Annotated in this window: 27 protein-coding genes and 3 pseudogenes; 9 read left to right on the top strand and 21 right to left on the bottom strand. The window is 55.3% G+C overall.

Annotation, left to right across the window (positions count from 1 at the left end; genetic code table 11):
- Positions 1 to 49: 49 nt before the first annotated feature.
- The 9 genes and pseudogenes from AB4N64_RS09175 to AB4N64_RS09135 all read right to left on the bottom strand — a co-directional run bounded on the left by AB4N64_RS09175 (position 50) and on the right by AB4N64_RS09135 (position 6,717).
- Entirely contained in the window at positions 50 to 1,435 is a 1,386-nt protein-coding gene (locus AB4N64_RS09175) for a sensor histidine kinase (protein WP_460124481.1), read from the bottom strand.
- A complete protein-coding gene (locus tag AB4N64_RS09170) occupies positions 1,435 to 2,112 on the bottom strand; it encodes a response regulator (protein WP_460124478.1) in 678 nt (225 codons plus the stop codon). Before AB4N64_RS09170 ends, AB4N64_RS09175 begins: the two co-directional genes overlap by 1 nt.
- A 13-nt stretch (positions 2,113 to 2,125) precedes the next feature.
- Positions 2,126 to 2,302 (bottom strand): AbrB/MazE/SpoVT family DNA-binding domain-containing protein, encoded by a 177-nt coding sequence (locus AB4N64_RS09165; RefSeq protein WP_460124475.1) that lies wholly within the window; start codon positions 2,300 to 2,302, stop codon positions 2,126 to 2,128.
- A 222-nt stretch (positions 2,303 to 2,524) separates the two neighbouring features.
- Entirely contained in the window at positions 2,525 to 2,842 is a 318-nt protein-coding gene (locus tag AB4N64_RS09160) for a hypothetical protein (RefSeq protein ID WP_460124472.1), read from the bottom strand.
- Positions 2,843 to 2,974: 132 nt separating this feature from the next.
- A pseudogene (locus tag AB4N64_RS09155) lies at positions 2,975 to 3,595 on the bottom strand (tyrosine-type recombinase/integrase).
- A gap of 142 nt (positions 3,596 to 3,737) precedes the next feature.
- The gene (locus tag AB4N64_RS09150; protein ID WP_460124469.1) at positions 3,738 to 4,175 is read right to left on the bottom strand and encodes a GNAT family N-acetyltransferase; all 438 of its coding nucleotides are present in this window, start codon (positions 4,173 to 4,175) and stop codon (positions 3,738 to 3,740) included.
- A 305-nt stretch (positions 4,176 to 4,480) separates the two neighbouring features.
- A complete protein-coding gene (locus AB4N64_RS09145) occupies positions 4,481 to 4,933 on the bottom strand; it encodes a hypothetical protein (RefSeq protein ID WP_460124466.1) in 453 nt (150 codons plus the stop codon).
- A 192-nt stretch (positions 4,934 to 5,125) separates the two neighbouring features.
- Positions 5,126 to 5,659, bottom strand: a complete 534-nt coding sequence (locus tag AB4N64_RS09140) for a dihydrofolate reductase family protein (RefSeq protein ID WP_460124463.1) — start codon at positions 5,657 to 5,659, stop codon at positions 5,126 to 5,128.
- Between the two features lie 143 nt (positions 5,660 to 5,802).
- Entirely contained in the window at positions 5,803 to 6,717 is a 915-nt protein-coding gene (locus tag AB4N64_RS09135) for an aromatic alcohol reductase (RefSeq protein ID WP_460124460.1), read from the bottom strand.
- Between the two features lie 100 nt (positions 6,718 to 6,817).
- Here AB4N64_RS09135 and AB4N64_RS09130 point away from each other — a divergent pair, with 100 nt between their 5' ends.
- Positions 6,818 to 7,234, top strand: a complete 417-nt coding sequence (locus AB4N64_RS09130; protein WP_460124457.1) for a winged helix-turn-helix transcriptional regulator — start codon at positions 6,818 to 6,820, stop codon at positions 7,232 to 7,234.
- 107 nt (positions 7,235 to 7,341) lie between these two features.
- Here the strand turns inward: AB4N64_RS09130 and AB4N64_RS09125 are convergent, their stop codons facing one another.
- From AB4N64_RS09125 to AB4N64_RS09115, 3 genes and pseudogenes are all read right to left on the bottom strand, one after another.
- Positions 7,342 to 7,596 (bottom strand): DUF2790 domain-containing protein, encoded by a 255-nt coding sequence (locus AB4N64_RS09125; RefSeq protein WP_460124454.1) that lies wholly within the window; start codon positions 7,594 to 7,596, stop codon positions 7,342 to 7,344.
- Positions 7,597 to 7,716: 120 nt separating this feature from the next.
- Positions 7,717 to 8,186: pseudogene (cynS, locus tag AB4N64_RS09120) on the bottom strand (cyanase).
- 28 nt (positions 8,187 to 8,214) lie between these two features.
- Positions 8,215 to 8,874 (bottom strand): carbonic anhydrase, encoded by a 660-nt coding sequence (locus AB4N64_RS09115; RefSeq protein ID WP_460124451.1) that lies wholly within the window; start codon positions 8,872 to 8,874, stop codon positions 8,215 to 8,217.
- Positions 8,875 to 8,985: 111 nt separating this feature from the next.
- On the opposite strand from AB4N64_RS09115, the gene cynR reads away from it, so the two are divergent.
- Entirely contained in the window at positions 8,986 to 9,873 is an 888-nt protein-coding gene (gene cynR, locus AB4N64_RS09110; RefSeq protein WP_460124448.1) for a transcriptional regulator CynR, read from the top strand.
- Positions 9,874 to 10,264: 391 nt separating this feature from the next.
- Entirely contained in the window at positions 10,265 to 10,699 is a 435-nt protein-coding gene (locus tag AB4N64_RS09105) for a hypothetical protein (protein WP_460124445.1), read from the top strand.
- A gap of 110 nt (positions 10,700 to 10,809) precedes the next feature.
- Here the strand turns inward: AB4N64_RS09105 and AB4N64_RS09100 are convergent, their stop codons facing one another.
- Entirely contained in the window at positions 10,810 to 11,535 is a 726-nt protein-coding gene (locus AB4N64_RS09100; RefSeq protein WP_460124442.1) for a leucine-rich repeat domain-containing protein, read from the bottom strand.
- A 182-nt stretch (positions 11,536 to 11,717) separates the two neighbouring features.
- Positions 11,718 to 12,014, bottom strand: a pseudogene (locus AB4N64_RS09095) (tyrosine-type recombinase/integrase); the annotation flags it as partial.
- A gap of 451 nt (positions 12,015 to 12,465) precedes the next feature.
- On the opposite strand from AB4N64_RS09095, the gene AB4N64_RS09090 reads away from it, so the two are divergent.
- The 6 genes from AB4N64_RS09090 to AB4N64_RS09065 all read left to right on the top strand — a co-directional run bounded on the left by AB4N64_RS09090 (position 12,466) and on the right by AB4N64_RS09065 (position 18,430).
- Complete coding sequence (locus tag AB4N64_RS09090; RefSeq protein WP_460124439.1) at positions 12,466 to 12,822, top strand: VOC family protein; 357 nt, start codon at positions 12,466 to 12,468, stop codon at positions 12,820 to 12,822.
- Between the two features lie 60 nt (positions 12,823 to 12,882).
- A complete protein-coding gene (locus tag AB4N64_RS09085) occupies positions 12,883 to 13,347 on the top strand; it encodes a hypothetical protein (protein ID WP_460124436.1) in 465 nt (154 codons plus the stop codon).
- Between the two features lie 214 nt (positions 13,348 to 13,561).
- Entirely contained in the window at positions 13,562 to 14,086 is a 525-nt protein-coding gene (locus tag AB4N64_RS09080) for a sigma-70 family RNA polymerase sigma factor (protein WP_460124433.1), read from the top strand.
- Positions 14,083 to 15,027, top strand: a complete 945-nt coding sequence (locus tag AB4N64_RS09075) for a FecR domain-containing protein (protein ID WP_460124431.1) — start codon at positions 14,083 to 14,085, stop codon at positions 15,025 to 15,027. Before AB4N64_RS09080 ends, AB4N64_RS09075 begins: the two co-directional genes overlap by 4 nt.
- 92 nt (positions 15,028 to 15,119) lie before the next feature.
- The gene (locus AB4N64_RS09070; protein WP_460124428.1) at positions 15,120 to 17,543 is read left to right on the top strand and encodes a TonB-dependent siderophore receptor; all 2,424 of its coding nucleotides are present in this window, start codon (positions 15,120 to 15,122) and stop codon (positions 17,541 to 17,543) included.
- Positions 17,544 to 17,860: 317 nt separating this feature from the next.
- Positions 17,861 to 18,430 (top strand): TetR/AcrR family transcriptional regulator, encoded by a 570-nt coding sequence (locus AB4N64_RS09065; RefSeq protein ID WP_460124426.1) that lies wholly within the window; start codon positions 17,861 to 17,863, stop codon positions 18,428 to 18,430.
- Positions 18,431 to 18,583: 153 nt separating this feature from the next.
- Here AB4N64_RS09065 and AB4N64_RS09060 read toward each other — a convergent pair whose 3' ends face one another.
- The 7 genes from AB4N64_RS09060 to AB4N64_RS09030 all read right to left on the bottom strand — a co-directional run bounded on the left by AB4N64_RS09060 (position 18,584) and on the right by AB4N64_RS09030 (position 26,056).
- On the bottom strand, positions 18,584 to 19,771 hold the full coding sequence (locus tag AB4N64_RS09060; RefSeq protein ID WP_460124423.1) for a Rieske 2Fe-2S domain-containing protein: 1,188 nt from the start codon (positions 19,769 to 19,771) through the stop codon (positions 18,584 to 18,586).
- Positions 19,772 to 19,839: 68 nt separating this feature from the next.
- On the bottom strand, positions 19,840 to 20,232 hold the full coding sequence (locus tag AB4N64_RS09055) for a hypothetical protein (protein WP_460124420.1): 393 nt from the start codon (positions 20,230 to 20,232) through the stop codon (positions 19,840 to 19,842).
- A gap of 204 nt (positions 20,233 to 20,436) precedes the next feature.
- On the bottom strand, positions 20,437 to 21,639 hold the full coding sequence (locus tag AB4N64_RS09050) for an acyl-CoA dehydrogenase family protein (RefSeq protein ID WP_460124417.1): 1,203 nt from the start codon (positions 21,637 to 21,639) through the stop codon (positions 20,437 to 20,439).
- A gap of 103 nt (positions 21,640 to 21,742) precedes the next feature.
- On the bottom strand, positions 21,743 to 22,630 hold the full coding sequence (locus AB4N64_RS09045) for a VOC family protein (RefSeq protein WP_460124414.1): 888 nt from the start codon (positions 22,628 to 22,630) through the stop codon (positions 21,743 to 21,745).
- A 38-nt stretch (positions 22,631 to 22,668) separates the two neighbouring features.
- The gene (locus tag AB4N64_RS09040) at positions 22,669 to 23,703 is read right to left on the bottom strand and encodes a 2Fe-2S iron-sulfur cluster-binding protein (protein ID WP_460124411.1); all 1,035 of its coding nucleotides are present in this window, start codon (positions 23,701 to 23,703) and stop codon (positions 22,669 to 22,671) included.
- A gap of 71 nt (positions 23,704 to 23,774) precedes the next feature.
- Complete coding sequence (locus AB4N64_RS09035) at positions 23,775 to 24,626, bottom strand: alpha/beta fold hydrolase (protein ID WP_460124408.1); 852 nt, start codon at positions 24,624 to 24,626, stop codon at positions 23,775 to 23,777.
- Positions 24,627 to 24,865: 239 nt separating this feature from the next.
- A complete protein-coding gene (locus AB4N64_RS09030) occupies positions 24,866 to 26,056 on the bottom strand; it encodes a helix-turn-helix transcriptional regulator (RefSeq protein WP_460124406.1) in 1,191 nt (396 codons plus the stop codon).
- Positions 26,057 to 26,116 lie beyond the last annotated feature (60 nt).

Raw genomic sequence — 26,116 nt, 5'->3', positions numbered from 1 at the left:
ATTGTCCTGGTATAGGCCTCCGCGGGGCTGGTATCAAATCATGCTTTTTTCAGGCGGAGTGTTTTGGAAAATCAACAATCGCCAGGAGTCCACCTTCTGCAGATGTACTTAGCCATACGTTGCTGTTGTGCTGCAGTGCAACCGCTTTGACTATTGCGAGCCCCAGTCCGCTCCCGCTTTGCATTTGATTGGGCTCGCGAAAAAACCTATCGAAGACTCGCTCCCTTAATTCAAATGGAATGCCAGGCCCTGCATCTGAGACACGTAGCTGAGTAGATTTATCAAGTGATCGTATATCTACCTCAACCCGTCCGCCCTCAGGGCTGTACTTCACGGCATTTTCAATTAAGTTATCGATCAGCGACATAAGGCGTTCCCTGATGCCGTTGATCCAGCTTTCACCCTCAGAGTAGAATTCGAGTTCAATCCTACGCTCAGCCGCCAGGTGTGCCAGCGCAGCCATTTGCTCTTGTATGAGCGTCGTCAGCGGCACAGCCTCCATAACAGTATCGATGCGCACTTCGCTATGCATCAGCAGCAATAACTGATTGACGAGACGCGCAGCACGGCTATTACTGCGAATAATCCCTGCGAGCAGTTCCTGTTGATTAGTGCTGCTTACATAAGACTGCAAAGCCTCGACATTGATTCGCATTGCGGCCAGGGGAGTACGCAGCTCATGAGCGGCATCTGCAATGAAAACCCGTTCCCTCTCAGAACTTTCTCGCACTCTGGCAAGAAATAGATTCGTCGCGTCCACCATTTGGCGAAGCTCTATCTGCTTTGGCCCTTCCTTTAAGGGGGAGAGATCTTCTGAAGTTCGCAAAGAAATACTATTTACCACCTTGCGCCAAGGGCGCATTGCAATACGGACTGAGAGCCATGCGGGGAAAAAAAGAAAAGGAATACACACCAGAAGCGGCAATATGTAGTATCCACGAGAGTTCAGGTATATGAAGAAATTCCAGCCTCCGGCAGGGGTAACGAGTGTTACCTCCGCGTCGGAGTTCCCTGACTTGAGAGTACGACTATTCCAGCTGCGGCCCTCACTCTGAATGCTCTGAACTTCTCCATACCTGCTATTTATTACTCCTGTCGGAGCACCATCAGATGAATAAATTATCTTTCTATTCTTACGAACAATCAGGCTGATTGACAGTTTGGGATCTTCACCCCCGCCATAGCCTTCCTGCAATGCTGCGCTGAATTTTTCCAGCACAGCGGTGAGATCCTGCGGGCGATCATCCATGCGATTAACTAATGCAAGAATGGTTTCGTAAGTATCACTCCCCGTGAGCATAGAGGGGCTACGCAAGTTCTCCCACAAAATGCAGGTCAGAAAAAGACACCAAAGCAATGTAAGTAGTAGCATCTGGGCGAGCATAATTCGTCTTACAAGCGTCGGAGTTCTCCAGTTGAGCCAAAAATTTCGCATCAACCAATCCCTGTCTGAATTGTAGCGGTATCAATGACATACCCCACACCCCGAACCGTTCGCACATAGCCTTCGCCGATTTTGCGACGCAAATTTCCCATATGCACATCCAGCGAATTGCTCATATTTTCTTTCGCGCCGAATAGCCTTTCCTCCAGAAAACGTCGTGTAAGCACGCGATCAGCGCGCATCATTAAAATTTCAAGAAGGGCGTATTCACTTGCCGTTAACTCAACATTACGTCCACTCACTGTCACGCGACGAGTCGGCATATGAAGAAATAACCCTCGAATTTCTATCACCTCATTTTGAAAACCGTAACTGCGTCGGGCCAGTGCCCTCACCCTGGCCAACAACTCGGCGAGAACAAATGGTTTTACCAGATAGTCGTCTGCACCCGCATCGAGCCCACACAGGCGATCTTGCAGAGTGCCTCTTGCAGTCAGGATAATGACGGGGATGCCCCTGAACTGCTGACGTAAGCATGCGACCAGGCTCATGCCATCACCATCGGGCAGCCCGAGGTCTAGTAGCACAAGTTCTGGCACGCAGACATCGAGTTGATGCAACGCATCTACTTTTCGGCGAACCCATATGACATCTAATCCTTGATCTGCAAGTGCGATACGAACGCCATTGCCGAGATCCAGGTCGTCTTCGATTAGGAGAATTTTCACAATAGTTACGTTATCAAAAGTGAATGAAGAACGTCTGAAGAAAAAAATATATGAGGAAATCTATTAGGATTGCGTCGCCGATGCTCAGTCCTAGACTGGCGAGTAGGTCTGGCAGCAAGTCAATGATGACTTCGTCACTTCCATCCGCAGGATCTTGGCATTTCACTGCCCGGCGTTGGGCTTCGTTCATGACGTTTCTCACGCTTTGGTCTTAGCGGGCATGATTCATTATGCTCGCAACGTCTTCGCCGGTTGCAGCGTGATGCTGACTGCTGGTGAATTCTTCTGGTCATCTGCAGCTAATCGTAGCGGGCAGCTGTCGGCCAGTTGCTGCCTATCGCAAAGCTAGAATATTGATCAATAGCTGCGTCCTTTCATTATCAGAATCAGGTCGAGGGCTAACACCGACACGCTAAAGTTTTTCGTACACCACCTCGAATTCCTCACCCAATTCCTGTTGGATGGATTTCAGTAATTTAGCGGCAGCCTTTTCAAATTTTGCATAATCGTCTGCATTCCATGGGCCGGGATCAGGTGGGTAATTCCAGTTCAGCGAGGTGTCATGCCACTGTGAAAGCTCGTTAAGCACAGCTCGGACTTCGTCACTGAGCGGTAGCCTCTCTTCAATAGGCCCTACAGAAAATTTATCCTGGGCAAAATTGTTTCCACACCAAAGGCAACCGCCGCCCCATTCGAACATTAAGCGAACACGATAGCGCTCTTCCCTCATCATCGGGCTCCGCTTTTTTATGGGTACATGGAGTGCACCATAGGTTGGCGAAGATATCCAGGCTAGCACCGTTATGACTGGTAGCTTAGGGCCGGTTAGCGACGGTCCGGCCTAGACCGTCGCAGTGGATGGTCAGACTTCTGTCTGCTCTGCCATTTCCAGAGCATCATCAACCTCAATGCCCAAGTACCTGACAGTGCTTTCAAGCTTCGTATGACCAAGCAAGAGTTGGACAGCTCTCAGGTTCTTCGTCCTGCGATAGATCAGCGATGCTTTGGTTCTCCTTAGCGTATGAGTACCGTACATGCTCGGGTCAAGGCCAATGGCTGTCACCCAGGCTTTGACTATTCGAGCGTATTGCCTGGTGGAGAGATGGTCTGAGTCGTGCAACCGGGTCGGAAACAAGAAGTCCTCGCTGCGGAGGCGGGCCTGATGCATCCAAGCCTCCAGAACCGTTCGGGTTTGCTCAGTGATTTCAAATTGCACTGGATGCTAGGTTTTCTGCTGCATCACGATGGCCCGTGACGACACATGTTCCCCATGGGCTATGTCTCGTACTCGCAGCTTGGTTAAGTCACAGGCACGCAGCTTGCTGTCGATGGCCAAGTTGAAAAGAACCAGATCTCGTGTCTTCCCAGCAAGCTGAAGTCTTACCCGGATAGCCCAGATATCTCTGACTCGGAGCGGGGCTTTCTGCCCAACAAGCTTTCCCTTGTTCCAAGGTTGATGCCAGTATGTAGCAATAGTGTTCATGGCTTGTCCTCCACGTTGAGGGAGGACAAGGGTGAATCAGTCACGGCGCGTGGGTCGCTAACCGACCCAAAGCGGACTCTGACCAGCTTTTGGGGGGCTTTAGCCCGTCCCATTGAGCGAAATGAACGATTTGAACCGGTTGTTATGCATGTTTTACTAACCGTTTCTTTAAATGATACAAGTTAGTCCCGATTGGGCGATCCTCAAGAACACCATAAATCTCATATCCATGCCGCTCATAGAACTTTTTAGCATCAACGGTTTTTAAGAATGCAACTACTGCTCCATTATTGGCACCAATCGCTTCTGCTTTTTCCAAAAGCATAGACCCTACTTTTTTACCGCGATGAGATTCCTTAACCCAAAAGGTGTCAATTTCTAAGCCATCCCAGTAACAATTACAGCTTATTGCACCGATGTACTCGCCTACTTCATCGTGTGCAACGACCATAAATATTTTATCTTCCGATTCTGGTGGCAGATTTGGATATTGAATTCGAAGATATTCTGAAAACCTATTATTCAGAACTCCTTTATCTTTTTCTGTTGGAGATCCCAATACATCAATCTTGATTTCCATTTTAGTGCTCCTTTAATTCAAGTTTTAGATGCCGAACGGCTTTTGGCATAACATCCCATATTCATGCATAACCCCTTGAGCAATCAAAAATTCGACATTGTAAACGCGACATCAAGAAGGGGGAAGACGACATATTACTTTGCACATTACTGACGTGTTAGTTGCGTGCCCATGGTCTGCTTTTGGCCGTCAGCGGGCGCATGCGAACGTCCGCTTCTGGCCGGAAGCGGTCATCGAGCATCTACCGATGTCAGGCTGATTCACACTAGCGCTCCCACCCATCTCGTGGGAGCGCCCAACCTCAATCAAAACTGCTTCGATGCGTTGGCGATGCGCTGGTACTTACGCAACTGCCGGTTAATGCCGCGGATATCCAGAAAGAATATCTCTGCGCTGCGCCAGAGCAGCATCCACGCGGTGACGGTAACGACTCCTACCGGGATGGTGCCTTCAATGCCCAGAGCCGTGCCTGCAAACACCAAGGCCAGTGAAAGGCCCAGGAGTATCAGCGCTCCCAGCCGCTGGGCGCGAATGTCCCCTCTGAGTAGCTCGCATTTTTCCGCAAAGGTATTGCTGATGGCTTGCTGCAGACGCTCGCGTTCATCTTCCGGGCAGCGGATCTGCAGGCTCAGCTCGGGGTGGTAGCCGGCGCTATCTGACAGGTACTCCACCAACTCTGGACTTAGCTTAGGGTTGTCCGGCGAGGCAAACGGGTTGAGGTAATCGTGGCTGATCGTCAGATCGATGCTTTTTGTCATAACGAACCTCTAGCGGCTTGAGTGGTGGACGAAAGCTGTAGTGTTCGAGTAAAGCTAGCTGCAAAGACCGCTTCTGGCCGAGTTCTGTCTTTCGCGACACGCAGAAATCGCTCAGAAGCAGTCATTAATGATATCGACGTGGACGAGACGCCATCTCGCGTTTGCCGTGGATCGGGTCTACCCAGAGGCAGATCAAGCCAGCTGATAGGTCGACTGCACCAGGCCGGACGGAAACCATCGGCTGGTTACCAGTTTCAATTCAATGTCTTGAGAAAGGGAGCCGAACAAGGGTCTTCCCGATCCGATCAGCACCGGAACAGTGGTGATCACCATATCGGCGACTAACCCGTCACGCAGGAATGATTGCACCAACTGCCCGCCATCGACATAGACCCGATGCACGCCTTGACTCGCCAGCTCCTCCATCACGCCCTTGGGGGTGAGGCTGGAAAAACGCACTTTGCCCTCCAGCGCCGTGGGCACCGGAGAGTCTGCCAACTGTTGAGACATCACGACCACGGGTCGATCGTAGAACCAGGCGTCGAAGGTCAGCGCCTTTTCATAGCTCCCCCGCCCCATCACGATGACATCCTTATCGGCGATGAAATCGGGATAACCATGATCCTCGGTCGGATCATCGCGTTGCAGAAGCCAGTCTATGTCGCCATCGGACCGGGCGATGAAACCATCCAGACTGGTGGCGATGAAAACATGTGCACTGGGCATCGGAATCTCCTTTTCAGACGGTGTGTGGCGGACCTAATGGGTACTGCAAAACTAACACAAGGACGGTTTTTCAGGCTGCGCATAAAACGGCATGTGCGGTGGACGCGAATTGAATCGTCACTGAGGTCGCTTTAGCGGCCCAATCAGCGCAAATGCCGCCCGATCCATTGGGCGACGGTGGTCGTTTCAATGTGCCGCACACCGTTGTAGGTGGTGGCCTTGTCCCAGGCGACACCCCTGCCCTCGGCGAACACTGCACGGTATTTGCGGATTGGATCGCCGGGCGCAGCGGCCAGATCGGCCTTGAGCGCAGGCACCGTCCATTCGATGCGTTCAACCGCTCTGTCGAGGACGCGGTCTACCGTATCGGCCAGCTCCCCATAAGTGAGCGTGTCACCTGCGACGTAAACCACCTGGTTAACCAATGCCGGCTCGAACAGGATTGCGGCCGTCAGTCGGCCGATATCTTCCGGGGTCGTGACCGTTACAGCATTCTCCCAACTGCCGAGCGCGCGTACGGTGTTCTCGCTCAGGTCGACGACGCCGAATCCCAGTTCGAACAGGAAACTGGTGAACATCCCCGTGGATATGATCAGCCACTGAACCCGGGTTTGATGACGCAACAAGTCGCGCACGTCCAGCTGCTCATCGAACAGATCCTGCGGGCTGCCCCGGCCGATCACGTCATAGTCCACACCGAACTGCCAGGGCACAAAGCGCTTGATGTCGGACTGCAACGCTGCGCGAGCCAGTTTGAGTTGCGTCCCGGCGCCGGCGACGAAGCCTAGGCAACTGACCACGGTATCGAAACCGCTGAATATTGAGGCAAGCTGCTGCTCTGAGTCATTGACCACATCGCCGGCGATCACCTCGACATCCAAGGTTTTCGGCGCCTCCAGGGTTTGGGTCGAGGACGTCGCGTCGAGTGCCGATTGGCGCAACAGCACGCTGACGTGAGCGGCCGGGCGCTCGGCCAACTCATGTAGCACCGCCAGGCCAAGTTCACCGGCGCAGAGGATTAGAATACGGTCGTTTTTAGCGGGGACATGCGCGTGCATCTGTAACTCCCAAAGAGTGATCTGCAATGATTGTTTTTTTATCCTGCCATCATTGGCTACCGCTCAAGAAGAAGGCACACCCGTGATACCGCATGACGAAATGAGTGAAGAAGAGGTGATCCGCCAGTCCCAGGCCGTGTGCGACGCACTCAGCGCCGAAGACGATGGACTCAAGCGCGAAGTGCTGACTCACGCGGGCAATCGCTGGTCGCTGGGCATCGTCCATACGCTGGGTGTATCGGGAAAACTGCGCCACGCGGAAATTGGCCGACGCTTGCCCGGTGTCACCCAACGCATGCTGACCCGTAGCCTGCGGCAACTGGAGCGTGACGGGCTGATCAGCCGATTCGATCACAACGAGGTCCCGCCAAGGGTGGATTATGAGCTGACGGCACTGGGGAGAAGTTTTCTGGCGCGCATGGTGCCGCTGTGGACCTGGCTCCTTGAGAACGCGGAGGACTTTCGCAGCGCAAGAGTTCGCTACGATGCTGACAACGAGCCAGCGAACATTGATTGAACCCTCGGCCAGGGCTCTCGGTAGCGCGGGTCCAGTAGCAAGCCAGCGGCAACGCCGCCGTTGACTGTTGGGGAAGCCCAGCAGCCAGATAAGCCGGAGGGGTGCAATCAATTGGTACAGCCAGTCCCCATAACGCGGTACTCCATGGTGTGCCGAATGCCCTTGGAGTCGTCATAAGTCATCTGGACAGGCACTACGCCGCAGACGTTTGGAGTTTCGGTACTCGAGATCACGCGAGCAATATCCAGGCTCTGGGAGTATTGATAGAGCTCAACGGTCGCCTGCGTGGTGGGTGCCGTGGGCTCATCGGCTGATGCGACGGAGCAAAGGCCGGCAAGGAATAAAACGTATAAAGCTTTCATGGCAGCTCACCTGAATTGAGGGCGTAAAAAGGCCTGGCTTCACGCTGGGATGGTGCAGCCATGGATAAGAGGTTGGGTGTTGCCCGGCGCTATCAGGCGCCGGGCGGACTTAAACCAAGGTCAGAAAGGCTTGGTCGGCAGGTACTTGCCGTCCAAGGTGATCACGGCGCGGATCCGCCGTCCGGATCCTCGACTTTCTTGATGTCCAGCTTGAAGTTGATAGCGCTGATGATGCCGTCGCCAAACTTCTCATGGACCAGAGCTTTGAGGGTGGTGCCGTAGACCAGCATCATTTCGTAAAAGCGGTAGATGGTCGGGTCGGTCGGTACGGCGTTCTCGAAGCAGCCACGAATCGGGACCGTTTGCAGCAGGGCTATGCCGTCAGCGTCAAGGTCCAGCTTTTCGCCCACGACCTGCGCGGCATTTGCTGGCAGCGGGTGCTGGCCAAGCAGGGCTGCAGTGACAAAGGCTTCGGACAGGCCCGTACCCTCGGTGAGTTGCGCGTAGGACAGGTTTTTACGGGCCTTGGCCATCACGATGATTTCGGTCAGGGCTTGGCGAACGCTTTTGGTGACTTGAGTCTGGATCATGGGGTTATCTCCTCGATAGATACCGGGTTCAGGCAACTTGCCTGGCTTTTTGGGAAACGGCGTGGACTTCAGGGTTGTCGGCGAGGGACACAAAGGTCCCGGTGCTGCCATCGAAGGCGTCGATACGCCCACTCTCGATGTCATAGATCCAGCCGTGAAGGGTTACGCGCCCCTCTTCAAGGGCAAGGCGCACCGACGGGTGAGTCTGGATATTGGCCAATTGCGCGATCACGTTTTCGCGCACCATTGCCGCGACTTTGGTTGGCTGATCCTTGTGCTGGCGGGCTTCATTCACCACCCGGGCGGAGTCGGCGTAGCGCAACCAGCCAGCCACGGCGGGCATGTGATCCAGGCATTTGCAGGTGGCAATGGCAGTCATCGCACCGCAGTCGGAGTGACCGCAGATCACTATGTCGGCGACCTGCAGCGCAGCGACGGCATATTCGACCGAGGCCGACACACCGCCCGGCTCCGGGCCGTAGGAAGGCACGATGTTGCCTGCGTTGCGGATCACGAACAGATCGCCAGGCTCGCGCTGGGTGACCAGTTCAGGTACCAGGCGACTGTCAGAACATGAGATGAACAACGCCCTCGGGCTCTGCTGTGTGGCCAAATCCTTGAACAGCTTGATCCGCTCGGGAAAGGCGCTTTTTTGGAATTTCAGAAAACCGTCAATGATGTCTTTCATGGCTTTTATCTCGATGTCTCGGGGTGTTGAAGCCAAGATTACGGCGCACCTTTCATAAGGTAAAAGCCTCATTTATTATTCAGCTCATCAGATAATCTTATGAGGTCGACCATGCTCGCCCGACACATCCAGTACTTCCTCGCCGTCGCGGAACATCACAGCTTTACGCGGGCCGCTGCCGCCCTGCATGTTTCCCAGCCTGCATTGTCCCAGCAGGTCAAGCTCCTGGAAGAAAATCTCGGCGCCCAGTTGTTCGATCGCTCTGGACGCACGACCTGCTTGACCGATGCTGGCAAGGCCTATCTGGAGTATGCGCGCCGGGCCTCGCAGGAGCTGCGCGAAGCAAAACGAGCGATCCATGATGTGAGCGACCTCAGTCGCGGCTCGTTACGGGTGGCTGTGACACCGACCTTCACAACCTATCTGGTGGGGCCCTTGGTCGAGGCGTTTTACTCGCGTTACCCTCAAATCACCCTGAACGTGCAGGAGATCTCCCAGGAACGCATGGAAGACCTGATTCTCGCTGGTGAATTGGACGTAGGAATTGCGTTCGATGAAATACACAGCCCGGACATCGACGCCCTACCGTTGCTGATCGAAACCCTCGCCCTGGTGGTGAGCCGCGCACACCCCTTGGCGCAGGAGAAGTCCATTGGCCTTCAAGCCCTGAGCGGCGAGTCGCTGGTTCTTCTGAGTACAGAGTTCGCCACCCGCGAACAGATCGACCGCTACTGCCGCAAGCACGGCATTCAGCCCAAGGTGCGCATGGAAGCCAACGCACTGGGCGCGGTGATTGAAATCGTGCGCAGGACCACCCTGTCCACGCTACTGCCCGCGAACACAGCCTTCGCCCACGACGACCTTCTGGCCATCACCCTCGAGCCCGAACGCTTGCAGCGCACTGCCGTTCTTATGCAGCGCAAGAACGCCTATCAAAGCGCCGCGACTCGGGCTTTTATCGAGCTGGCGAAAGAGGTGTCTACTCGACTGGATGAATGAGAGTGTCGGAATCGACGACGTGCGTGGGTCAGAAATGATGAGCGGATCGTGTATGAATTTGGCGGCAAGGGGGTGTTCATGATGGTGTCCTCCACGTTGGTGGAGGACAAGGGTGGAACAGTCGCTCGGTACTGTTGTCGCTATTCGGGCATAAGCAGATAGTCGCAGTAGACTCGCGCAGAGTGAATCGAGTAGTGTTTAAGCTTAATTTCCTCGTGCATCTGCGAGAGTAACTGTGGCTTTCCAGTCATGATGAATAACTCCCTTATGGGGTCATCGGACCGCTACAAAGCCCAGCCTATGCGGGAGACAAGGAATGTCATCCACCAAGTCCACGAAAGCGTTTTTTTGCCATTCAAGGCCTATTTATAGTTAAGCCGGATCTAACGACATGGAATGCAAGCATCTAAAGATAATTTTATTTTCAATTTTAGCAATAACCCACAACACGTCAGCGGATCAAAAAGACTTGAATCTTGAACCTCTTGCAATGGCTAATATAAGTTGCGCTGCATTTTATGGGACCGCACAAGTAGTGACAAAGCCAGAATTCACGAACAAGTATGCATCTAAATTCAGCACACATTACGCCTTATCACACCAGCTCAGCTCTTCATATGGAGCTCTAGCAGAGAATCTAAACAAAGAAGCTCAGCGTCAAGCCGTCGACGCTTTATCTTTTAAAGAGAAATCGCAGATTGTGGACTTCCTGAGCAAAAACATAATTAAGTGCGGTGCAATCGAAGCCCAATCCGCAGATATAATTAAAAATAACCCCACTCTTCAAAATTCAATATTTAATTACACAGACACGACAAATCGATGAGTCGCCCCCATTTTCGTAGACAGGTCGAATCCACAGCCCAAAGCGGACAGTCTTGCACAAGTAAAGAACGCTCAGAAACGGGCACCGAATGCTTCTAAAAAGTGAACTTGTTACGCATCGACCATCATGTGTTCAAACTGGCTGACGAGCTTCTCAAATCGCTGTGCATCACATGCTGGGCAAAGGAAAGGCATTTTTCGTCCCATAAACATTGACTTCGGGCTACTGCACTTCACACAACGCAGATGTGTTTTGACGTATGCAGTTAAAGGCTCGTCGAGCTGCTCGTTCAATCGACTTGCGAGAAAAGCGATCTGAGTTCGATCAAACTGGTTTGTCAGGCTCAAATGGCGAAGGTGTTCACAGCGAGCGAGGCGAGTGATGTCGTCGACTTCGAACTTGACATTTGCCAACGAAAGCTTGGTGAGCTTAGAAATACGTGAGATAGGTTCGATTGATTTAAGGTTTAGAGGTGATGAGCCTCCGCCGAGGTTGCCGGACAGGCGTAGCTCGGTCAGTTCGCTTAGCTCCTCAATCCCGTCGAGTCGTTGCAGCCTTGGGAAGTCTTCAACTGTCAGATGCGTCAGGTCACTCAGTTTGAAAACAGGTTCCAGCGTTTCAATTTTTGTCGCCCATTCCAACTTCAATCGACGGGTATTAATTAGCCTGTCGATCCCCTCAAGAGACGGAAGCTTCAGGTTGTAGAGGCGTAGATCGCTTGCTTTGCACCCAGATAGCAACGCTGGCCATATTTGTGCTGAAATGTTCCGAAGATCAAGCTCGTTCCTTTCAACCAATTCTTGTTCGGAAAACTGGCTATCCAGGCATAAAATCATGGCTCACGTCCTTCGAAGTTATTCCGTGAAGCAGTATGAGAGGGCTTCATGGAGACAGAGGCTATCGACTGACAGCGGAGCTGTCCACCAACCACTCTTGGCCGGATAGCAACGGTCTAAAATCAACCGTCGCGGAGGTGATCAACCTCGGCCTGTTCTGCCATTTCAAAAGCGTCATCGACTTAGATTCCCAGGTATGTGACGGCACTTTCAAGCTTCCTATGACCAAGCAAGAGCTGGATAGCTCTAAGATTCTTAGTCCTGCGATAGATCAGAGTGACCTTGGTTCGCCTCAGTGTGTGCGTACCGTACATAGATGGGTCAAGGCCAATAGTCGTCACCCAAGCTTTGACTATCCGAGCATATTGCCTGGTGGATAGATGCGCTGATCCGTGCATTCGACTGGTACATAGGAAGTCGCTGCGAAGGCACGCCTGATGCATCCAAGCCTTCAGAACCGTTCGAGCTTGTTCAGCCAGTCTGATCGTCTGCGCCACTGCCAGGCTGTCCACGGGCCGCCTTCGGCTGCGTATTCAGTGCCATGATTTTACCGACCCACAAGCCTACGAGCTCTAAAGTGCTCGATGACTTCTCGTTCTTTGGAGGTAAGATTTCTAGTTCCAAGTAGCCAGCGCTGCGGAAGCTGATTTCGCATCCGCTAACTGACTTTGGCAGGCACCCTCTCCTTTCTCCATGCGGCCAAAGAGGCCTGTTCCGGTCTTACTATCACTGAGCGCCTGTAACTTAGCCCGCACGTTTGCACGGCAAGCCGAGGGATCCAGGTTGTAGCGACAGCCAATCAGTTCCACTTCCAAATATCTGCCCCGAACGCGTGAATCGCACGCGCACCTTCACCCGCCACTACCTCATTCATGAGACAGCGCGATTACGTTACACTCGTGGCCCTAAACATCAGCCAGGGAGGCGAGCATGAGCGTTCGCGGCAAAGACCGACAAATCGATAATATCGAGCTGAATGTCAACGACATCGTCCGTAGCAAAGCCTTTTACGGCAGCGCATTCGGTTGGACATTCGTCGACTACGGCCCCACCTACACTGAATTCACCGACGGCCGCCTCACTGGCGGTTTCACGACAGGCGAGCCCGTTCGACCGGGTGGGCCTTTAATCATTTTGTACGCCGACAACCTCGCTGACACACAACGGCGGCTCGAAGCTCTGAGTGCGGTTATCACCCGCGAGATATTTTCGTTCCCTGGTGGCAGCAGGTTCCACTTCACGGATCCAGATGGCTATGAACTGGCCGTATGGACCGAGCAGCAGTAAGTATGCGTTAGCCCCTCGCAGACAAATCACTTATCTTTTTTAATGAATGCGGATGTTGTAATGAACAAGATTGCCCTGCCGTTTTTGGTCCTGTTGCTGTGCCTGCATGGTTGCGCCGAAATGCCTGCTTACTCGAATGTCGAGTCCGATGAGGTAAGCGATGAGTCCCGTTACACTGTCGTCGAAACCGAGACTTATGCGGGAAGAAGCAAACGCAGCCTCCTGGATTTGCAGCCAAACCTGAACATCATCCGGGTCAACGACAAAAAGGTCGGCGACATCCCCTTCTCCACTTACTACTACAGGAATGACTCGCCCCAGCGCGCCGTCCTCATTCCGGGCAAGTACACCCTGCAGCTGGAGTACCGGCTGCCTCAACACTTCATGTTTGCTGATCTGGAATTCGAGGGCAAACCCGGGCAAAAAATTATCGCGCGGTCACAGTACGTCGGGCTCAACCGCTTGCAGATCTGGCTGGAGGATGCAGCCACGGGTGAACCGGTCGGTCAGGCCGTGCGCTATTAGGGAGCCGATTGTCTAGCGGGTATCGGCCGCCCGCTGGCACACATGACTTCACTGATCCGTCATCGGAATCGTATAAACGGGCTTCGTCTCTCAGCTATACCGCGATCGCGCACGGGAGCAACGGAGCTCGCAGGCATACAACTCTACAGCCACATGCCTTGAAAAAATCGCACCACTGGCGATAATGATAAGAATTATCATTCAGTACATTCCAATGACCCACATTGCGCTCGCTTCCTTCAGTGCTCGGCAGACCGTTCTCCACAGTCTTTTCGGCGACCATCATGGTTGGTTGCTCAGTCGCCTGCGGGCGCGGCTGGGTTGTACTCATGATGCCGCTGACATGGCTGCCGAGGTGTTTGCTCAGGTTGTGGCTTTGTCTGAGCCGCAGTCGATACGCGAACCTCGGGCGTTGCTGACCACCATTGCCAAGCGATTGATGTACGACGGTTGGCGGCGGCGCGATCTGGAGCGTGCTTATCTGGAAGCGTTGGCGTTGCAACCACAAGCGTTTGAGCCCTCCCCTGAAGTCCGTGCGTTGGCGATTGAAGCACTGCTTGAAATCGATGCCTTGCTCGCCGGTCTTTCTGCGCGGGCCCGTACTGCATTTTTGTGCAGTCAGGTGGATGGAATGAAGTACGCCGACATTGCCGAGTTGATAGGCGTCTCGACCATTCGAGTACGTCAATACGTGGCCAAGGGGTTGAAATTGTGCTGCCAGAATCTGGTGCGCGAATGAAGCACGCGCGCTCTGCGGTCGATGAGGCTATCGAATGGACGGCCTGTATGCGATCAGGCGAAGTCATGGCCGACGAACAAAAGGCGTTCGACGACTGGTTTACCAACCCTGCCAATGCGCAAGCCTGGGAGAAAGTGCAGGCCCATCTGGGCGCTACTTTCCCCCCGCTCCTGCGTGGCTCCGACTCCCACATGCGTCAAGTGTTACAGGCCCCTGATTTGCGGCGACGTCGCTTGCTTCGTGGGGCGTTGGTGTTCGGGGGGGTTGGCATTGGTGCAACGCTGATTGGCCGTCAGAGTGCACTGTTCCCTACGATCGGAGCCGATTTGCGGACCGCTACGGCGCAGCGGGGTGATTTCAATCTATCCGATGGCAGCACGTTGCGGCTGGATGCACGCAGTGCGGTAGATATCAATTTTACGGATAGCGAACGCAACCTGGTGCTGCGCTCCGGGAAGTTGATCATTGAGGTCAGTGACGACCCTCGGCCATTCATCGTGCAAACGTCCCACGGGTTTGCACGCGGTACTGGCGCTCGGTTCATGGTTGGGCTGCAGCGTGATTCAACCCACGTGTGGGGCCTGCGGTCCAGCGTCTGCGTTGGTCGCGGCAATGATCGTTGTTCGGCGCTCCAAAGCGGCGAAGGTGCTCGGCTCGGCTTGAAAGGCATCACACCACTGGCGGCTCATCGTAAAGGTGAGAGCAGTTGGGAGAGCGGCAAACTCAGCGTGGATGACTGGTCGCTTGGGGAGGTGATCGAGGCCTTGCAACCTTACCGACGCGGGGTGATGCGCATCAGTCCGGCAGCGGCCCGGCTTCGAGTTTCCGGTTTGTTTTCCCTGGATAACAGTGAGCGCGCCCTGACTTCATTGGCGCAGATTCTGCCGGTACGCATTGAGCAATACCTGGGGTTCTGGACCCAGATCGAGCTGCTCAGCTAAGTTTTTTTCACCTGCCCTATATCGCTTTTTCAGTCTCGTTGGACATAGGCATTAACCGCTAATAAAAGCGCAGCCGCCAACACGGAGTACCTATGTCCAATCGTTTCAATGCTACGCGCAGGCTGACGTCTGTGTGCTTATCTGTATTGCTGGCTCACGCGTCGACCAGCTCGGCAGAGTCGGCGTCGACGCAAAGCCAATCGCTGCAACACTTCGACTTGCCCGCCGACTCCCTGGTGGCAACTCTCGACCGCATCGCTCGCCAAAGCGGTCACGAAATCGTGTATGTGCCCATTCTGGCCGCCGGGCTGCGTGCTCCGGCCATCAAGGGAACCATGAATGCCGAGCAAGCGGCCCAAATGGCGATTGAAGGCAGCGGATTGTCGGTACGCACGACCTCGGATGGCACCTTGACGCTGGATGCCCTCGGCAGCATGGAGCTACCGGCACAGTCGATCATCGGCATGCAGACCCAGGCACCCACCGTATCGGTGGGTACCAAAGTGCCGTTGCGTCTTCGAGAAGTACCGCAGACGATCAACGTGATCGGCCAGGAGCGTATTCAGAAGCAAAATCTCTACACCCTCGAAGATGCCCTGGGCAAGGTCGGTGGCGTCACTGTGCAGCGCATCGACGCCAGCCGACTGAGCTTCTTCTCCCGGGGTTTCGAAATGACCTCGTTGCAGCTGGACGGGACGCCGACCACCATGGACAACCGGGTGTTCCTGTCACCCGACCTGACCATGTATGACCGCGTCGAGGTCCTCAAGGGCCCGTCTGGCAGCCTGACCGGTGCAGGCGGCCCCGGCGGCAGTATCAACCTGGTCCGCAAGCGCCCGTTGGCCGAGGCAGCCGTTTCAGCAGAAATCAGCGCCGGCTCCTGGGACGACTATCGAGGCATGGTTGACGTCACCGGCCCATTGACCGAGAGCGGTAATGTGCGCGGGCGCCTGGTGCTCAGTGAGCACGACAAAGGTTATTACTACGACGGTGGCGGCAAGCGGGAGTCGAACCAGGTCTACGGCATTGTCGATATCGACCTGACGCCAGACACCGTCTGGACAATTGGTGCGAGCAATCAGAACACCGACATCCGTGGCGCCCAACGCTCTCTCCCGGCCTATCGCTACACCAATGCCGCCGGCGAAGCCGCGATGTCGCTGCCGGACCCATCGCGCAAGAACTTTTACGGTGAAGACTGGAACCGCGATTACTTCTGGAGTACCGCCGTCTTCACCGAACTCGAGCATCAGTTGGGTGATGGCTGGAAGACCAAGTTGTCGCTGCGGCACGCCGATAACAATTACGATTTGACCCAGGCTTACGCACGTAATGGCGGCGGCATCGACCCGGCGGACAACCTGGTGTCGATGAACTCGATCATGTTCGATTACCGCGAGAAACAGGACGAGGCGGACGTCTATGTCGACGGCCCGTTCAACTTCCTGGGGCGTGAACATAAAGTGCTGGTGGGCGCCAATTATTCGCGCTCCGAGTTTGCTTCCAATGGCGGCTACTTTTCGAACTTCCTGGGGGACGTGGATCTCGACAACCCACAGCCCGACTTCGCCTACCCGGCCTTTCCTGATTCGGACAAGTTGCCCACCAGTGTGGCCAATACCCGTGCAAAAGCGCTCTACAGCAACCTGCGTTTGAGCCTTGCCGACCCTCTGACCCTGGTACTCGGCGGGCGCGTGACCTGGCTTGAGATGCACCGCAGCCAGCACCAACCCGAGGCCGGCTCACCGTTGGAAAAAAGCGCTGACAGCGTGTCGCAGAAGTTCACGCCGTTCTACGGGCTGATCTACGACCTCAATGAGAACTACTCGGTGTATGCCAACTATTCCGGCGTGTTCCAGCCACAGGCTGTCAGCAATCTGGACATCAACAACAACATCATCAAGCCGCTGGAAGGCAAGCAGCATGAACTGGGTATCAAGGGCGAATTCCTCGATGGCGCGTTGAACGCGTCGTTGGCAGCGTTCCAGATCGAAGAAGAGAATCGCGCGATTCCGGACATGAATGATCCGGATTCACGAGCCGTCGTTGCCAGCGGCAAGGCGCGCACACGCGGGTTCGAGGCAGAGTTGAGTGGACAGATGACACCCGACTGGTTCCTCACCGCCAACTTCACCCATACCTACAAACGCTATGAAAGCCCCAACGAACAGTTGCAGACCTACCTGCCAAAAAACATGCTGCGGGTATGGAGCCTGTACAAACTCCCCGGCGAGCTCGAGAAGTGGAGTGTCCAGGGTGGCGTCAGCGTTGTCAGCGAGACCTACAACAAGCTGGATGTTCCGGGCATCGGCATGGACGGCACCAAGCTCCGCCAGGGTGGATACGCCTTGTACGATGCGGGCATTGGCTACCAGATCACGCAAAACCTCTCCGCTGATCTGCTCGCTACCAACCTGACCGACAAGAAGTACTTCCAGCGGATCAACACGTTCCAGGACGGGAATATCTTCGGTGACCCCCGTGCCGTGTCCATGACACTGCGCGCCAAGTTCTGACCACGATTGCCTGACACGCACGCGGCATGCTTCGGTATGCCGTTTTTTATCCGCGCCATGTTAGTTCATACTGACCCGTCGTCAATGATCCTCCACTCCAGCCCCCTACCCATCTATCTGGACGCCTACCGCAGTCGCATGAGGCGCGCCCATTCTTAAGCGATCATCATTGACGTGACCTGCAGGAATGTCTGCATCTGCCCGCTCGAAGGTGAGCTGGGCAATCACCAAACCGCACGCACCCGAGCGCGATTGTCTCGAGCATCAATCCTCCTGGGTTGACCGCCCGCGACCGTTCGGCATGTCAGGGAACTATCGTGAACGCCTCATCGAACCCGCTCACTGTTCGCCAGTCGCGACTGATCAGCAATCAGGATCGCGTCGTCGAGTTGCTCGCTACGAAGGGTTTCAGCGACGTCGGACTTCGAGAGATGGCGGCATCGCTGGATGTAACGGCTGCAGCCTTCTACCACCATTTCACCGGCAAGGATGAATACCTGGTCTATCTGATCGAGTCCCACTACGCCGAGTTTCTGGACGCGATCACTGGATGTAGACGTACGCGCCAACCTGTTCGGGCGATTATTGAAAATCTGATAGATCTTCAGGATCGCCGGCAGTGGTATTTCAAACTGGCGGCACGGGAAGCTGACAAGCTGCACAGCCTGGGAGTCGATAGTGAGGTTGTGTCATTGAGGATGAAAATCAGTGTGCGACTGCTTGAGGCCCTACCCTGCGCCACTGGCAAAGCATTACCCGAAAACATGCTTCTCACTTTACTTGAACATTTATTGGTCTGGACCTGCGATGCGAAGATGCCAAAAATCGACCGCAAAAGAATGATCAACAGACTACTGGTTGCCGGTGCGATACCCGCCGAGGAATAAGCGCCCACCCCCCGCATCTTGAGGCAAACACGTCAGTAGTTTGTCCAACGAGCAATGAAAAAATCGGGCCACCCCGCGCGTGATCTGGGCAGCTCCGAAAAGACAATGTAGGGAATGAGGCTCCATGCGACTTAGTCGCCTGGAGCCTGTCACTCAATTTTCGACTTGCAGAGCCGCGAGTCGAGCTTCTTGGGCAATCTTCTCGGCCGCCTGTTCTTCCCATACCGGCAAGGCATGGCGAGTATCGGTTTCGGCTTCAAACCGGTTGGTCATCTCGGGCTTGATATCAGCGACATCCACGAAGAACTGTTGATACCAGCGACGCAGTTGATAAAGCGGACCATCACTGTCGCACAGAAGCGGATTATCGATGCGCGCTTTGGTTTGCCATATATGCACATCCTGCAATGTGCCCACGCGCAGGAAATGAGACACCTGCTTGGCACGCTCCTGATTTTGCTCCTTGGTCAAGTCTGGGTTATCGCGCACGATGAAGCCCATGTGCAATGCAAATTGCTCAGAGGTGATCGGGTACTGCGCGAGGATTTCGATGGCCTCGCAGGAGTCTTCCGGCGAGAGTTTCATCATCAAACGGGACACCAGATAAGACGGCCCATGATAGGTGGTCTCACCACGATTCCAGCACCCCAACTTTGAGATGTCGTCGGTATAGGTCACGTCTTTTTGGTAGGGGGGATGTTCTTCCTGCGGGCCGATTTCCAAGTATTGTGTGGCGAAATGATCCTCGAACACATTCTTGAAGTACGAGCTTCCTCCTCCTCTGCCCTCACCGTGGATGTAGAAGAAATGCGCAACGTCAACCAGGTTATCGACGAGCTCCCGGCCTGTAGTGTTCAGTTCATGAAACGACCAGTCCCAATCGCTCCAGCTGTCGCTGAAAGCACCTTCCAGGTGCGGGATAATGACGTCGTCTGGCGGCGGATTACCTTGCGGGTCATTCCAGATGAACAGCTGGCGATTTTCCTCACACGTGATAAACCGCTGGGTTCGGGCACGGGGCGGGACGCGCTTGGCGTAAGGGATAGCTGTACATTTACCGTCCCCACCCCAGCGCCAATCGTGGAACGGACAGGCAACGCTGTCGCCCTTGATCGTGCCATCCCCCAGGTTTCCCCCGAGATGAGGGCAGAAGGCGTTTATCACATTAAGCGTCTTGCTGTGCTCACCCTCGAATACGACCAGTTCGGTACCGAACGCCTTGATCTTGTGGGGCTTGCCATCGCGAAATTGTTCACTCAGGCCCAGGCAGTGCCAACCGCGAGCAAAGCGCTCTTCGGTGGTGCTGACAATAATGCGGGGCTTCTCTTCCACGCTGCTCATGAAAACCTCCAATGATTTTTTATTGTTTGCAGGCTAAACACGGGACTTCCCGTTTACGGTGCGGCCTATCAAGTGGGCCCGCCACTCATGGAGGCCAAGCCACAACTGAGTCGCGGCGCCTGTCCAAGATCGAGCTCGCGCAGGAGCTCAGCCAGGTCCTCATCAAGTGGCCGCCTATCCAGTTCTTCAATCCAATTCGCTGCGTACTCGAGCGCAGCGGACACGGCATGACTGCCATCGATGGCCCATCCCACGTCCATGTGGAGGTTGCAGTCGTGCCCGTCGGGTAGCGGCAGGCGAAAGAGGACCGTCCAGTTCTCGTCATCGCACCTGCAATCGACTACACGATCTGCGCGCAGCTCGACCTCCAGCCAGGCACCCACACCAATTCGCATCAGCCGCTGAATTTCGTCGGCCAAAAAGACGCCGTGCTGCGGATTGAGGACATAGCTGACGGGCACTCCGGTTAACCTGTCGGCAAATTCAACCGGGGCCGTAGAACCCAATCCAAAGACGACAGAACACTCCAACCATCCGTCAACCTGGCCGTCCTCGGTCCGTACGGTCTTGAGCCTCTGGGCACCGCGAAGTGAATCAACCCTGGCCATTATTTTCCCCTTATCTGTATCAACGGGCCGATATCCAGTGGAGACCGACCCGCCTTGCTAGAGAAAGTAATCCTGGTTTTGCTGGCCAAGCTGCACCTTGGCCCAGTTGGCGCCGTACATGTGGAACTGGTTGGCGGCATGTTGACGGCCGACATTGATGTCCGCCAGGAAACGGCCGTAAGGGCCTTTTGTGTAGACCGCTGCACCACCTGCCGCCTTGAACAGGCGTGAAGCAATGAGAGAAACACGCTCCGGCGGATAGCTGGCCTGAAAACGGTATTTCACACGCTCTTCGATCGGGGGAATCTCACCGTTTTGCGCATAGCCCTCCAACACTTTGAAATTGCGGTGCAACACCAAAGTCAGTTCGTCAATCGTATTGTTGGCTTCGGCAATGACCAGTTGCGCTGCAGTGTCATCGCTTGTCCGAGCGCCGATGACATTGACACGCGTCCTGGCAGTTTCCATGAACGCATCGACCATGCCTCGCAACGCACCGATCGAGGCAGTAGACACTGCGCGACTGAAAACCTGACCAAATGGCATCCGATACAGGGGGGACGTGTTCACCTGATTGCCAGGGCTGTTACAGCTGAAGGCATCGATCATTTTGTGCGTGCGGTAGTCCGGCACGAATGCGTCCTTGATCACAATGTCTTTGCTGCCCGTGCCCTTGAGCCCGGCTGTGTGCCAAGTGTCGACGATCTCATAGTCCTTGCGCGGGATCAGCCAGGTACGGGCGTCGATCGGCTCACCTTCCGGTGCTTCGACGAAGCCACCGAGGAACACCCAATCACAATGGTCGCAACCGCTGGAATAGCCCCAACGCCCACTGAACAGGAAACCGCCATCAACAGGCTTGGCGCGCCCGGAAGGCATGTAGGAAGAGCTGATACGAACATTAGTGTCTTGGCCCCAGACTTCCTGAGCGGCTCGGTCATCAAATAGCGCCATCTGCCATGCGTGAACGGCGACGACCGAGTACACCCAGCCCGCGGACATGTCACCCTCTGCCAGCGCCATCACAATGTCATAGAACACGCTGGGGCTCATTTCATAGCCACCATAACGCTTGGGTTGCAAAACCCGGAATAGTCCAGCGGCTTGCATCTCTGCGATCGTTTCTTCCGGCAAAGTGCGACGTTGGTCACCCAGTACCGCTCGCTCACGGAGGGCGGGAATCATCGCGCGGGCGCGGCTGATGAGTTCCTGGCTGCTTGGAATATCGGCGGCAGCGGTCTTGATCTCGGCTGTTTGCATTATTGTTGTCTTCCCAGGTTGCGTTCCAAACGGAGGTTTCGACTTCATAATCTGCAATGACGTCGAAGACCGCCCCGTCCATCAGGACTAGATATCTCGAGATTTATTGGGCAGGCGGCGCGGTCCAGTGATGGCCCCAATGACTGCCACGCGTCGTTTCGAACACCGAGTGGTCGTTATCCCAGTCCTTGACCAGGCCTCCACAGCCAAACTCCAGGGCAAAGCCACCGGGCGTCCAGACATAGAAGGAGACCATTTCATCGTTGACGTGGCGCCCGAGCGAGGACGCCAGTGCAACGTTGTTCTGTGCGATACGGTCCAGCGCGCGCCCCACATCGTCCAGCGTCGAAACCTCAAGCATGATGTGTACGCAACCACTTGGCTGTGGCATCTCTGCCAAGGCGAGGCTGTGCTGGCGGGGATTGCAGTGCATAAAGTGAATGCGTGCGCGAAAGTCAGGCGACAACTGAGCGTGCAGGATGTCCGAAAGACCAAACCCCGCGATGTCGCGCCAGAACTCGACTGACTTGTCGAAGTTCATCGAGGGCAACACCACATGCCCCAGGCCCATGTTCCCGGTGACAAAACGCTCGACACCTACGGGCGACACAAAGGGTGCAAAGTCAGAGATCGGCCCCCAGATCACCTCCTGTCGATTGCCGGACGGGTCGACGAAACTGAACAAGCCAGTGACGCAACGCAGCTGACGATCAAGCGGCGTCGACTCAATAATCTCGACTCCGGCTTTCACCAGTGTGTCCTTCATCGAGCGATGGTGCTCCTCGGATACACACTCCCATGCAGAGGCATACAATCCATCACGCTCACCCGGCACGACCAGGATTCGATGGCGACGAGCATCCGCCTTCAGATAAAGCGCGCCATCTGCCGCAGACTCACTCGCAAGGCCGATGATCCGGGTCCCGAAAAAACGCCATTTCTCCACATCGGTGGATTCGACCACCACGTAAGCCAACTGGTTGATACTCATGAGCTTCTCCTTCGCGGATTTATTATTTTCACGGGCGATCAGCCGTCGAAGCTGACCACTACTTTGTCGCTGACAGGGCGCGCCTGACAGGCCAACACCCAGCCTTCGGCCAGATCGTCTGCACCGAGCACTTCATTGCTACGCATGCTCACCTCTCCTTCGGCCACCCGACACATACAAGCGCTGCAACGCCCTTCGCGGCAGGAGAAAGGAGCTCCGATGCCCGCCGCCAACAGGGCATCGAGCAAGTCAACTTCAGGATTCCAGGCCACAACATGATTCTCCCCATCAAGTTGAGCCGACAACTCCACGCGGGGGGCACCATCAACGGGAGCGGCAGGAACATCTGCAAGAACACCAGGATCGCTGTTCAGTGACACGAAGCGCTCGACGTGTACCTTGCGTCGGTCCATTCCCAGGCCAAGCAGGGTGTTTTCCGCGGCATCCATGAAGGGGCCAGGGCCACAAATAAAGCCATGCGCATCCTCATGGCCAAGACAGGCTCCGGCCATCTGATCTGCAGTGGGAAGGCCTTGTACCGACTCAAGCCAATGCATCACGGTGAGTCGACGAGGATGTGCCGCTGATAAACGCTGCAACTCATCACGAAAAATCACCGACTTCTCATCGCGGTTGGCGTAGAAAAGAAAAACCTTTCCACTGCCCAGCAACAGGCAGGATTTGAGAATCGACATGACGGGGGTGATACCGCTGCCTCCAGCAAATAGCAGCAGGTCCACATCCAGCGATGACGGACAGAACACACCCGCCGGAGGCAACACCTCCAACTCATCGCCCGCGCGCAGGTTGTCGCAAATCCAGTTCGAGCCCAGGCCATTTCGAACCCTTTTGATCGTCACCTTCAGAGCAGCATCGATAGCCGGCGCACTGGCCAGCGAATAACAACGCGCAATGCTCTGACCGTCCCCTGGGATCCGCAACGTGAGGAACTGACCCGGCCTGTAGGAAAACGCCTGCGGATGCTCTGGGGGAGAGAACAAGATGGACTTGCTGTCGTGGGTTTCCTCGACAACTTCGGCGACGCGTAGTCGGTGATAAAGAGACTTGGACATAACTCAACTCTTTGCGATTGCAACGGAGCGCTGCTCCATCACGCGCTCGCACTCGGCGAGCACGCCCATGCTCAGCCGAGGAAGTATTTGACTTCCTGGTTGAAATAATCCGGTTCTTCCAGCATGAACCAGTGACCGGAGCGGCTGGAAATCACCACTCGCACGTCCTTGACCAGCTCTGCCACCAACAAGGCGTGGCGCACGGGGAGGAAGTTGTCCTTTGCTCCCCAGAGGCACAAGACAGGCATCTTCAGTTCTGCCAGCCGACCGGCAAAGACCTCGACTTTCATCGTCGAGAACACCTCTATGGGCTGCTCCATCCAGACGGGGAGACGCGAGTCGATCACCTCTTCAGTGATCGTTTGTGGGGAGGCGACAATATGATGGAGTAGCTCGCGGAAGGACTCCCGGTCCGTTTTTCGCCCTTGGATTACCCCAGCCATTGCCACCAGGCCACTCATGCTCCCCGCCCAGAGTGCAGGCTCCTCGACCCCGCCCGGCCCCATGACCACCAGCCTCTCGATTTGGTCGGGGTAGGCAAGCGCGTACTGAAATGCGATCGCGCCACCGAGCGAATTCCCGATCATGACCGCACGGCGCACCTGCTTCTTGCTCAGCAACTCATGCAGGACTTCGACGTGCAGGGTCGAGGTATAAGCGATGTCGCTTGGCTTGTCGGAAAGGCCATACCCGAGATAGTCAGGAACCAGCACATGAAAGCCCTGGTCCGCGAAAAATTTGAAATTTTTATGGAAGTTGCTGTAGCCACTCGCGCCCGGGCCACTGCCGTGCAGGAAAACCAGCGTCGGACGCTCGTCGCAAGCCTGACCAAGTTCGTGATAATGCAGGCGCAAAGTACCCTGGACCTGAATAAACTCGCCAACCGGAATCGGCGTAGCAATATGTTCTGACTGCGAGGACATAACCGTGCTCCACGTGTTGTTATGTCTCGAATATGAAGGGCGCGTGGTCTCTGCGCATGGTCCGCTTGGAGTAGGTCCGAACCACCCCGCGATCCTCAACGGCAGCTGGACCGATGCTGTGCCGGCTTCCCCTGCCTGGGACATGGAAAACATTCGAACAAAAAAAACGGCAGGGAAGACCCCTGCCGCGGTGTGGAGCGCCGGCAGTCATGCGCCGGCAAAATCATGCACGCGTTTGCTTAATCGGCTGGACTCAGCCCAGAAAGACCGACGACACCATTGAGGACCAGCCGGACCAATTCTGCCTGCCGGGTAACGCCCGCTTTTGCAAAAATGGCGCGTAAATGGGTCCGCGCAGTGTTGCGCCGAATACTCAGTACCTCGGCAGCTTCATCAAGAGACAAACCATTGGCCAGCTCCATGGCCAATGTGGCTTCCGAGGGCGTGAAGTCAAAAACCTGGCGAAGAATTTCACGGGGAGCGGTAGTCTGCGCATCGGGGTCGCAGACGAAAATGACCCAGGCAGGTCTGCCCTTCCCCTCGGACTCTTCGCGCAGGGGAATACGACGCACCACCAAGCCTAGTTTTCGCTTACCCGATGGGCGGGTGACCGACATGACCTGCGCGCTTGCCCCTTTCGAGCCAATCAAATCCTTCAGCGTTTGGCGCTCATTGCGGTAGTGGGCTTCAACCAGGCCCGCGCTGCGCTTGAGGCCGTCTCCTTCATCGAGCATCTGCTGGGCAACCTGATTACACCGCAGCACATGCTGAGTCTCATCCAGCACGATCGCACCAATGTGCAGACGATTGAGCGCCCCTTCATAGAGCTCGCTCTGTGTCTCATGCAGTTCCAATCGAGCAGCAAGCCCAAGGGCCTGGCCAAAGTGAGGTATCAGCTCGAACAGCCGTTCTTTATCAGCCTGTTCGAATGCAGATTCGTTCTCCATCCTGTAGAGCCGGATACGGCATACAGTCCCGCTCTCGGACACGATATTGATGCCCATGCCATAACGAATGCCGCCCTTGCCGATAACGCGCTGATAAAAATTGCTATTGAGCCAACCGTCGGCACCGAGGTGTTCATCGATCGTCAGCACACGGCCGATCGGCAGCTCGAGGAAAGGGTCCTCGGTCCAGAAATGAGCTCGGTAGGCATCTTCGATTTCGGGATTGCGTGGTTCAGACACCAAAAACCCAAGATCCGAAGCCGTCGATGGCCGCACAACGATAACGGCACTACCGGAATTCATGTAGACCGACAGGTGCCGAACCGTATCGCGCCAGGGCTCTTCTCCATTCAAGCCTTGATAGATCGACAGGATCATACGGTTGAGGTCGACGCTGCCCATCGCGTCCTGAAGGTTCTTTTTGGTGACGTCTGGAGCAACCGTTCCAGGACGCTCGGCAAACGCTGGAATGATGTCACTCATCGGGGCAATTCCAGATCGAACGGCAGGATCCAAGCTCCGCATTTTCATTGCATGCATCAC

Source organism: Pseudomonas sp. S2_C03 (assembly GCF_054668405.1).
The sequence above is the reverse complement of the archived record's forward strand: the minus strand, read 5'-3'. Positions and strand labels throughout refer to the sequence as shown.

Coding starts and splice junctions, on each gene's coding strand:
- AB4N64_RS09145 (WP_460124466.1), bottom strand. CDS start 4,933: ATGACAAAAAGCATCGATCTGACGATCAGCCACGATTACCTCAACCCG.
- AB4N64_RS09160 (WP_460124472.1), bottom strand. CDS start 2,842: ATGAGGGAAGAGCGCTATCGTGTTCGCTTAATGTTCGAATGGGGCGGC.
- AB4N64_RS09070 (WP_460124428.1), top strand. CDS start 15,120: ATGTCCAATCGTTTCAATGCTACGCGCAGGCTGACGTCTGTGTGCTTA.
- AB4N64_RS09165 (WP_460124475.1), bottom strand. CDS start 2,302: ATGAACGAAGCCCAACGCCGGGCAGTGAAATGCCAAGATCCTGCGGAT.
- AB4N64_RS09080 (WP_460124433.1), top strand. CDS start 13,562: ATGACCCACATTGCGCTCGCTTCCTTCAGTGCTCGGCAGACCGTTCTC.
- AB4N64_RS09090 (WP_460124439.1), top strand. CDS start 12,466: ATGAGCGTTCGCGGCAAAGACCGACAAATCGATAATATCGAGCTGAAT.
- cynR (WP_460124448.1), top strand. CDS start 8,986: ATGCTCGCCCGACACATCCAGTACTTCCTCGCCGTCGCGGAACATCAC.
- AB4N64_RS09130 (WP_460124457.1), top strand. CDS start 6,818: ATGAGTGAAGAAGAGGTGATCCGCCAGTCCCAGGCCGTGTGCGACGCA.
- AB4N64_RS09175 (WP_460124481.1), bottom strand. CDS start 1,435: ATGCGAAATTTTTGGCTCAACTGGAGAACTCCGACGCTTGTAAGACGA.
- AB4N64_RS09040 (WP_460124411.1), bottom strand. CDS start 23,703: ATGTCCAAGTCTCTTTATCACCGACTACGCGTCGCCGAAGTTGTCGAG.
- AB4N64_RS09100 (WP_460124442.1), bottom strand. CDS start 11,535: ATGATTTTATGCCTGGATAGCCAGTTTTCCGAACAAGAATTGGTTGAA.
- AB4N64_RS09150 (WP_460124469.1), bottom strand. CDS start 4,175: ATGGAAATCAAGATTGATGTATTGGGATCTCCAACAGAAAAAGATAAA.
- AB4N64_RS09105 (WP_460124445.1), top strand. CDS start 10,265: ATGGAATGCAAGCATCTAAAGATAATTTTATTTTCAATTTTAGCAATA.
- AB4N64_RS09140 (WP_460124463.1), bottom strand. CDS start 5,659: ATGCCCAGTGCACATGTTTTCATCGCCACCAGTCTGGATGGTTTCATC.
- AB4N64_RS09085 (WP_460124436.1), top strand. CDS start 12,883: ATGAACAAGATTGCCCTGCCGTTTTTGGTCCTGTTGCTGTGCCTGCAT.
- AB4N64_RS09035 (WP_460124408.1), bottom strand. CDS start 24,626: ATGTCCTCGCAGTCAGAACATATTGCTACGCCGATTCCGGTTGGCGAG.
- AB4N64_RS09030 (WP_460124406.1), bottom strand. CDS start 26,056: ATGAGTGACATCATTCCAGCGTTTGCCGAGCGTCCTGGAACGGTTGCT.
- AB4N64_RS09125 (WP_460124454.1), bottom strand. CDS start 7,596: ATGAAAGCTTTATACGTTTTATTCCTTGCCGGCCTTTGCTCCGTCGCA.
- AB4N64_RS09060 (WP_460124423.1), bottom strand. CDS start 19,771: ATGAGCAGCGTGGAAGAGAAGCCCCGCATTATTGTCAGCACCACCGAA.
- AB4N64_RS09115 (WP_460124451.1), bottom strand. CDS start 8,874: ATGAAAGACATCATTGACGGTTTTCTGAAATTCCAAAAAAGCGCCTTT.
- AB4N64_RS09045 (WP_460124414.1), bottom strand. CDS start 22,630: ATGAGTATCAACCAGTTGGCTTACGTGGTGGTCGAATCCACCGATGTG.
- AB4N64_RS09075 (WP_460124431.1), top strand. CDS start 14,083: ATGAAGCACGCGCGCTCTGCGGTCGATGAGGCTATCGAATGGACGGCC.
- AB4N64_RS09050 (WP_460124417.1), bottom strand. CDS start 21,639: ATGCAAACAGCCGAGATCAAGACCGCTGCCGCCGATATTCCAAGCAGC.
- AB4N64_RS09135 (WP_460124460.1), bottom strand. CDS start 6,717: ATGCACGCGCATGTCCCCGCTAAAAACGACCGTATTCTAATCCTCTGC.